2 protein-coding genes are annotated in these 5,363 nt (G+C 61.3%); both read right to left on the bottom strand.

The window, feature by feature from the left end; translation table 11 throughout:
• Window positions 1–171: 171 nt before the first annotated feature.
• Entirely contained in the window at window positions 172–3,945 is a 3,774-nt protein-coding gene (gene cobN / locus ACRXB1_RS29255; RefSeq protein WP_449494010.1) for a cobaltochelatase subunit CobN, read from the bottom strand.
• Window positions 3,946–3,948: 3 nt separating this feature from the next.
• The gene (gene cobW / locus ACRXB1_RS29250) at window positions 3,949–5,037 is read right to left on the bottom strand and encodes a cobalamin biosynthesis protein CobW (protein WP_062171225.1); all 1,089 of its coding nucleotides are present in this window, start codon (window positions 5,035–5,037) and stop codon (window positions 3,949–3,951) included.
• Window positions 5,038–5,363 lie beyond the last annotated feature (326 nt).

The raw sequence follows: 5,363 nt of genomic DNA, 5'->3' as shown, positions 1-5,363 counted from the left end.
TGCCAGGGACAGCCCTATCGTCACGCTCGCCGCGAAACTCTTGACCAGAACATTCATGTTGCGGCATGAAGTTTGCGTGGCCACCCAGCGCGGGGTCGACCGCAGCGAGCAAAAGTGCTTGTTGCAACGGCTCCTGCGCGACCAATGCGGTGAAAGGAAAGAGAATGTCGTTCACGTTCGTTGCCCTTCGAGTTGCTGTTCGGCATCCAGCAGATGGCGTTCGATCTGCGTCTGGTAGTCGCCCGGGCTTTGCCATAAACCGCGTTGCATGGCTTCCGTCAAACGCTCGCAGATGGAATGCAGCGCATGCGGATTGTGCTGCTGCATGAACTCGCGGGTATTGGCGTCGTTCACGTAAGCATCGGCGACGAGCGCGTATTGATGATCCGACACCACGCGTGCGGTGGCGTCGTAGCCAAAGAGATAATCCACCGTGGCCGCGAGTTCCGATGCGCCCTTGTAGCCGTGCCGCTTCACGCCATCGATCCATTTTGGATTGACCACGCGCGAGCGGATCACGCGCGATATCTCCTCCTGCAAGGTGCGTATGCGCGGCGACGCGGGGTTGCTGTGATCGGCGTTGTACGCCTGCGGCTGCGCGCCCGAAAGATGCCGCACCGCTGCGACCATGCCGCCCTGGAACTGATGATAGTCGTTGGAATCGAGCAGGTCGTGTTCGCGGTTGTCCTGGTTCTGCACCACCACGTCAATAGTCGATAACCTCGCGCCAAATGAATCGCGTGCATGGACGCCATCGCCCTTTTGCGAGTACGCGTAACCGCCCGAGTTCTGGAATCCACGCGCAAGATCAGCATCGCTCTGCCATTGCTTTGCGTCGATCATCTCCTGCAACCCCGCACCGTAGGCACCGGGTTTCGTGCTGAACACGCGCCAGCCGGCACGCAGACGCGCTTCTTTTTCGTCCAGTCCGCGAGCGACGTGTTCATCGCGTTCGCGCATGATGCGTGCGCGGATCGGATTGATGTCTTCGTCTTCATCGTCGAGTTCGGCGACGGCCTGAACGGCTGTGTCGAAGAGATGCATCAGGTTCGCGAAGGCATCGCGGAAGAAACCCGAAACGCGCAGCGTGACATCGATACGCGGCCGGTTAAAGATCGTGATAGGCAAGACCTCGAAGTCCGTCACACGATTGCTGCCCGCGGCCCACTTCGGACGCACGCCGATCAGCGCCATGGCTTGCGCAATATCGTCGCCGCCCGTGCGCATCGTGGCCGTTCCCCAAACCGACAAACCAATCGCACGCGGGTAATCGCCGTGCTCTTGAAGATGTCGTTCGATCAGCAAGTTCGCGGACTTCAGGCCGAGCGTCCAGGCTGCGCGCGTGGGGACGGCGCGGGTGTCGACGGAATAGAAGTTGCGTCCGGTGGGGAGAACATCGGGTCGTCCGCGTGAAGGTGAACCACTCGGACCTGGCGGCACAAAGCGTCCGTCGAGGCCGCGCTGGAGTTGCAGCAGCTCTTGCGGACCGCATGCATCGAGGCGAGATAAAAGATCGCCGTTCAAACGTGTGAGGACCTGCGATGTGTTGGGGCCGACCGTATTCGCGGGACCGTCCAGCAGCGACGTTGCAAGCAACTCAAGACGCTCGCGCGTATCGCCATGATGACGCCAGGGGGCATCGATCATTTGCATAAGTCGAGCAGGACGCGGCCCCGTCCATGCCGCAGTCCAGTCGGAGTCCAAAGGATCGAACGTGTCGCCGAGTTGCAGGTCACGAGCCAGCGCCGTGAGCACGCTTGCATTGGCGCCGAGTCCGTCGCCTGTCGGATAACGGCCCAATGCGAGCAAGGTATCGCGGCGTTGAACGCCTTGCGGCGAAGCACCGAACACGTGCAGTCCATCGCGGATTTGCGCTTCCTTCAGCTCGCACAAATAGGCATCGGCACGATTGAGCAACGCGTCTTCCGTATCGGAGTCGCGCGGTTTCTCGAGTCCCAGTTCTTCATGCAGCCGATGCTCCACGATGCTCGCCAGAATCGTCTTTCGCAAGAGCTTCGCGCGGCGTGGATCGACCATCAGCGCTTCATAATATTCATCGACCTGACGTTCGAGGTCTTGCAACGGCCCATAGTTTTCAGCGCGCGTGAGCGGCGGCATCAGGTGATCGATGATCACCGCCTGCGCGCGCCGCTTCGCCTGACTGCCCTCACCCGGATCGTTGACGATGAACGGATATAAATGCGGCATGGCGCCGAGCGTCAGGTCGGGCCAGCACGACGCGCTCAACGCCACGCTTTTCCCCGGCAGCCATTCAAGATTGCCATGCTTGCCGACGTGTACGATTGCATCGATGTTGAAGCGCAAACGCAGCCAGAAGTAGAACGCGAGATACGAATGCGGCGGCACGAGTTCGGCGTCGTGATAACTCGCGTAATCGCCGCGTTCTCGCGAGCGCGCCGGTTGAATGCCGACGAACACATGGCCGCACCGCCAGCCCGCGATCATGAAGCGGCCGCGCCGCACAGTCGGGTCAGCTTCGGGCGGACCCCAGCGGGCGTTCAGGTCTTGCTGAACGTCGGAGGGGAGCTTGCGGAATGCATCGAGATAATCATCGAGCGCGAGACTCTGCAGCGCAGGACGCATATCGCGCACGACGGGATCGTTGGTCACGCCCGATGTCAGCGCCTGCATCAGTGCGTCGGCATTAACGGGAATATCCTGCGTGGCATATCCCTCGCGTGCGAGCATCGAAAGAATATTCACGACCGATGCCGGCGTATCGAGACCCACGCCGTTACCAATGCGCCCTTCGCTCAGCGGATAATTCGCGAGCACGAGCGCGATGCGTTTGCCGGCGTTCGGAAGCTGCCTCAGGCGACACCAGCGCCTGCTCAGCTCGGCGACGAAACGCACACGCTCGAGGTCGGGCTGATAACGCACGACATCGACTTGCGTCAGTTTGCATCTGTACGCCAGGCCCTTGAAACTGATCGCGCGGGTGATGATGCGCCCATCGACTTCCGGCAGCGCAACGTGCATGGCAATGTCGCGCGATGTCAGCCCGTGGTTGTCCTTGACCCAGTCCTCGCGATTCCCGCCGCTGAGGATCACTTGCAGCACGGGCGCGTCGCCAGCGAGTTCGAACGGCGCGGGGTCATCGATCACGCCGGCCGCGAACGAGGTCGTGTTCAACACGAGCGACGCATTGTTATCCGCGCACAATGTCTGCACGACTTCGCGGCTCAACGGGTCCTTCAGCGACGCCATCGCGATCGGCAACGGGTTCAGGCCTTGCGCTTCGAGCGCATCGATCAATGCGTCGAATACGTCTGTATTGCCAGACTGCAGATGCGCGCGGTAGAACAGCACGGCAACGACAGGCGCGCCCTGCGTCCATCTGTCCTTCCAGTCGTCGATGGTCGCAATCTGCCGCGCCGGATGATAGATCGCAACCGCGGGCAACTGCGTGGGCAAGTCGGCCTCGCGCCCGTAGCCCAGCGCCCGATACGCAATGCAGCGCAGGAACGCCTCGGCATTTTGCGCGCCGCCCTCACGCAGATAACGCCAGAGCTGGTCGCACAATGCGGGCTCCGCGGTGCTCTTCGCAACGAGGTTCGGGTCTTCCTGCAAGTCGCCGGAAAACATCACGAGCATCTGGCCATTCTTGCGCGCAAGCGTGGTGATACTCTCGATTCCGTAGGGCCAATAGGCCTCGCCGCCAAGGTGATCGATCACGATCACGCGCGCATGCCTGAGCACGTCATCGACGTAGAAGTCCACCGATGCCGGCTGCCGCAGGAACGCCTGATTGGCGAGGCGCACAGCAGGAAACCCCGCTTCGAGATTCGGCACGACGCCTGCAAGAAGCGACAGCGTGGTATCGGCCGAACTCAGCACGACGATCGGCGCAGGCGTCTGGTCGATGCGCATGACGCCCGCGGCGTCATCGACAAAACCACCGGGCGTCGTGCGTAGCAGATGCACGGTTCAGGCCTGCACAGGTGCGCTGGCGAGCGCGTCGAGAAGCGCTTGTTGCAGACGCGGCTGATCCAGGTCTTCGCCAATGAGCACAAAGCGGCTCGTTCCGACCTCGGCTTCAGCGGGTGTCCACCGGCGATCGAAGTAGGTATCGAAACGTTGGCCCACGCCCTGCACCACAAGACGCATCGGCGTGCCCGGCAACGCGGCGAAGCCCTTCACACGATAAATCGTGTTGGCGTCGACCAGCGCGCGCAATGCAGCGACCGCCGCGTCGCGCGACTCCACGCGCGCCTCGACCACGACAGAATCGAAGTCGTCGTGATGATGGTCGGCGTGGCCTTCGTCATCTACCGACCCATGATGATCCACGCGCAGATGGATCGTGGTCTCCGACGCCGCTTCGAGCCCGAGCAGCGCATGCAGGTCGAGTTGCCCCATCTGCGCCGGAACGATCTTCACGCCCGCCGGAATCTCGCCACGTATGAGCGTTTCGACGGCGCGTTGCTGCGCCTCATCGATCAGGTCGATCTTGTTGAGAATCACCAGATCGGCTGACGCCAACTGGTCTTCGAACAACTCGTGCAGCGGCGATTCGTGATCGAGATTCGGATCGGCGCGGCGTTGTTCGTCGACGGCTTGCGGGTTCGCCGCGAACTGGCCGCTTGCAGCAGCCGGACCATCGACCACGGTCACGACGGCGTCGACGGTGAAAGCATTTTTGATCGACGGCCAGTTGAACGCCTGAACCAGCGGCTTGGGCAACGCAAGCCCCGAGGTCTCGATCAGCACATGATCGATCTGATCGCGACGCTCGACGAGCTGCTCCATCACCGGATAAAACTCTTCCTGAACGGTGCAGCAGAGGCAACCATTCGAAAGCTCATAGAGGTTCGGCTGGTCGGTCGTGCTTTCGTCCTCGCAACCAATGCTGCAGCCCTTCAATATCTCACCATCGATACCCAGTTCGCCGAACTCGTTCACGATCACTGCGATCCGCAGCCCTTTGGCATTTTCAAGGATATGCCGCATCAACGTGGTCTTGCCGCTGCCGAGGAAGCCTGTGACGACCGTGACCGGGATCTTGCGCATTTGCATCCTTTACTCCGTTTTTATCGATTGACTGCCTGATGCCGGAAACGCCATGAGCCTCCAAATGACGCAAGCGAAAAGCATACTGGGCTTCAAACCCGGCAAGGCATGATGAAAGTGTCGAGCCCGCACCGCATCCCCGCGGCACCTGTTGCTCCAGATGTCAAACCGTTCCGGCCGGTATCCGGGCTGGCGAAATGCCGCTAGCGAAAAGCATACTGGGCTTCAAACCCGGCAAGGCATGATGAAAGTGTCGAGCCCGCACCGCATCCCCGCGGCACCTGTTGCTCCAGATGTCAAACCGTTCCGGCCGGTATCCGGGCTGGCGAAAT

Source organism: Caballeronia sp. M23-90 (genome assembly GCF_053574605.1).
The sequence above is the reverse complement of the archived record's forward strand: the minus strand, read 5'-3'. Positions and strand labels throughout refer to the sequence as shown.

Excerpts from the sequence above, each read along its gene's own strand:
- cobW (WP_062171225.1), bottom strand. The coding sequence starts at position 5,037 with ATGCAAATGCGCAAGATCCCGGTCACGGTCGTCACAGGCTTCCTCGGC.